The sequence below is a fragment of the Chitinophaga sp. genome (assembly GCF_035564935.1).
Classification (GTDB): domain Bacteria; phylum Bacteroidota; class Bacteroidia; order Chitinophagales; family Chitinophagaceae; genus Chitinophaga.
The window spans coordinates 1-3,041 of sequence record NZ_DATMTE010000129.1; the positions used below are offsets into that span (position 1 = coordinate 1).

At 47.1% G+C, this 3,041-nt stretch carries 2 protein-coding genes; one reads left to right on the top strand and one right to left on the bottom strand.

All coding sequences use genetic code 11. The features are described 5' to 3' along the window. Positions 1-68: 68 nt before the first annotated feature. Positions 69-860 carry a S1/P1 nuclease gene (locus tag VN105_RS03430; protein ID WP_325637946.1) on the bottom strand — a complete coding sequence of 264 codons (792 nt, stop codon included), beginning with the start codon at positions 858-860 and terminating at the stop codon, positions 69-71. A gap of 105 nt (positions 861-965) precedes the next feature. Between VN105_RS03430 and uvrB the strand changes: the two genes are divergently transcribed. Further along, complete coding sequence (gene uvrB / locus VN105_RS03435; RefSeq protein ID WP_325637948.1) at positions 966-3,020, top strand: excinuclease ABC subunit UvrB; 2,055 nt, start codon at positions 966-968, stop codon at positions 3,018-3,020. Positions 3,021-3,041: the final 21 nt, after the last annotated feature.

Sequence of the window (3,041 nt, forward strand, 5' to 3'; positions counted from 1 at the left end):
AATCAGCAAAATCAGTGTAATCAGTGTTCCAAGACAAAATCCGCTATAGTCGCCGAAGGCGACCCAATTTACTTATATATCGCGTTGAGGATAGCCGCCAGTCGCAGCCCGCCTTTCAGCAACTGCTGATTCAGGTTATCAACAAAAACATAATTATAACGGTAGCTGAGTTTGGAATCCGGCTGTGTATAGGCGTAAATCCGGTCGGAAAGCTGGTGTGAATCAAACATCCAATCGGCGATAGCGCCCTGTTGCATGGCTTTAACTTCCGCTGCAGAAGCAATGTCCAGTGCTTTGGTGTATTCTGTATAGCTCAATTGCTGGAAATCGATCAGTTGTTCATCCCATACCTTATGCAGGTTGGAGGGTTTATCGAACCAGGTAACGGCAATTTTGTTGCCGCCCATATCTTCATCGCGGCCTACATGCAATGGCTGATGCATATCGCCTATCATGTGAACCAGGAAAGTGAGAGCAAAGCGCTGTTTATCTTTTGGCAGGTTGCGGTTTTTGAGCTCCTTTATCATGGCCTGTGTTTCGGTATACAGGTTTTCGCCGGTAGCGGCATTCAGCAGCTGGTCAAATTGTGCACGGTCAATATGACCGGGAAAATCGAGGTAATGCCACTTGCTGGTGTGATCATACTGATGTGTAGTGTCTGATTTGATAAAATCAGGCCAGTTAGCGATCATTGCCAGGCTTTGTTTGCCCAGGATGTTGGTAATGGCTTTACGCGCCTGCGGGGTAAGATGAAGCCAGGCTATTTCGGCGGTAATACGGTGGCCGTTGGGGCCCCAGGCAAAGGTGGCAAGGGGTAATAGGAAGGCCAGTATCAGCCCTGTTAAGATTTTTTTTCTCATAAGTCCGTTCTTGATTGTGGCAGCAAAATTAAAGCATCTTTTTTAACACTTTCACTTCCATATTCTTTAGTATTTTTACAGATACTGCTCAAATACAATTTCAATATGTCTTTTAATATACATGCGCCATACGCTCCCGCTGGTGACCAGCCGGAAGCGATCAAACAATTAACAAAAGGAATAAACGAAGGGGAACCTTTCCAGACATTGCTGGGGGTAACAGGATCGGGTAAAACATTTACAGTTGCCAATGTTATCCAGCAGGTGCAGCGCCCTACCCTGGTACTTACCCATAACAAAACGCTGGTGGCCCAGCTTTACGGTGAACTGAGACAGTTTTTCCCGGATAATGCGGTGGAATATTATGTTTCCTATTATGATTACTACCAGCCGGAAGCGTATATGCCAGTGAGTGATACCTATATAGAAAAAGACCTGGCTATTAATGAAGAACTGGACAAGCTCCGGCTGAAAACCACGTCTAACCTGCTTTCCGGCAGAAGGGATATTATAGTGGTGGCCAGTGTATCCTGCATTTATGGTATCGGTAACCCTACCGACTATGAAAATGGTATCATCCGCATCCAGAAAGGACAAACGGTGAGCCGCAATATGTTACTCCACAGCCTGGTAAATTCCCTGTACAGCCGTACTACCGGCGATTTTAACCGGGGAAATTTCCGGGTAAAGGGAGATACGCTTGATATTAACCTGCCTTATGTGGATTATGGTTACCGGATTACTTTTTTTGGAGATGAGATAGAAGAGATAGAAACCATTGATGTGCAGAACAGTAAGCGGATCACAGTGGTGGAAAATGCTGCCATCTTTCCTGCAAACATGTACCTGGCGCCTAAGGATATGATGCAGCAGATCATCTATGAAATACAGGATGAACTGAAGGCGCAGGTGGAATATTTTAAAGCCAATGGTAAACTGATAGAAGCCCAACGTTTATCCGACAGGGTGAACTATGATGTGGAAATGATCCGTGAACTTGGATACTGCAGTGGCATTGAAAACTATTCCAGGTTCCTGGATCGTCGTAAGCCGGGCGCCCGGCCATTTTGCCTGTTGGATTATTTCCCGCAGGATTTCCTGTTGGTGGTAGATGAAAGTCACGTAACTATTCCGCAGATCGGGGCTATGTACGGGGGCGACAGGTCCCGTAAACTGAACCTGGTGGAGTTTGGATTCCGCCTGCCCTCTGCACTGGATAACCGGCCGCTCAATTTTTATGAATTTGAGAATATGGTGAACCAGGCCATATTTGTGAGCGCCACTCCGGGCGACTATGAGCTGAAGAAAACAGAAGGCGTGGTAGTGGAGCAGGTGGTAAGACCTACAGGCTTGCTGGAACCGCCTATAGAAGTAAGACCCAGTGTGAACCAGGTAGACGATCTGCTGGATGAAATAGACAAGCGTGTGCAAAAGGGCGACCGTGTGCTGGTAACCACGCTGACAAAGCGTATGGCCGAGGAAATGGACAAGTATCTGGGGCGTATTAATATTAAGTCGCGTTACATCCACTCCGAAGTGGATACGCTGGAGCGTATTGAAATATTGCGTGATCTGAGGTTGGGTAATATAGATGTACTGGTAGGGGTGAACCTGCTGAGGGAGGGACTGGACTTGCCGGAAGTATCATTGGTGGCTATCCTGGACGCCGATAAGGAAGGGTTTCTGAGGGATGAACGCTCGCTGACGCAAACGGCAGGACGTGCGGCGCGTAACGTGGATGGATTGGTGATCTTTTATGCTGATAAGATGACCGAAAGCATGCAACGCACTATTGATGAAACGGATCGCCGCCGCGAGAAGCAGATGGCGTTTAACCTGGCACATAATATTACACCCCGTACTGTTCGTAAAAGCAAGGAACAGATCATGGGACAAACCTCCGTGCTGGAAATCAAGCACTTCGATGAAAATTCACCAATGGCTATCCATGACGAGGTACAGCTGGTGGCAGAGGATGCAATGGCGTACGCAAAATCATCCGCAGCCGGCGTAAAAACTATCCCCCAGATGGAGAAATCGATCGCCAAAGTGAAGAAAGACATGGAAAAAGCAGCCCGCGATCTTGATTTTATGGAAGCGGCACGTTTGAGGGACCAGATGTTTGCAATGGAGCGTGAATTACTTGAAATGAAACAATAATCGGCTTTGTTAATTCAGAAC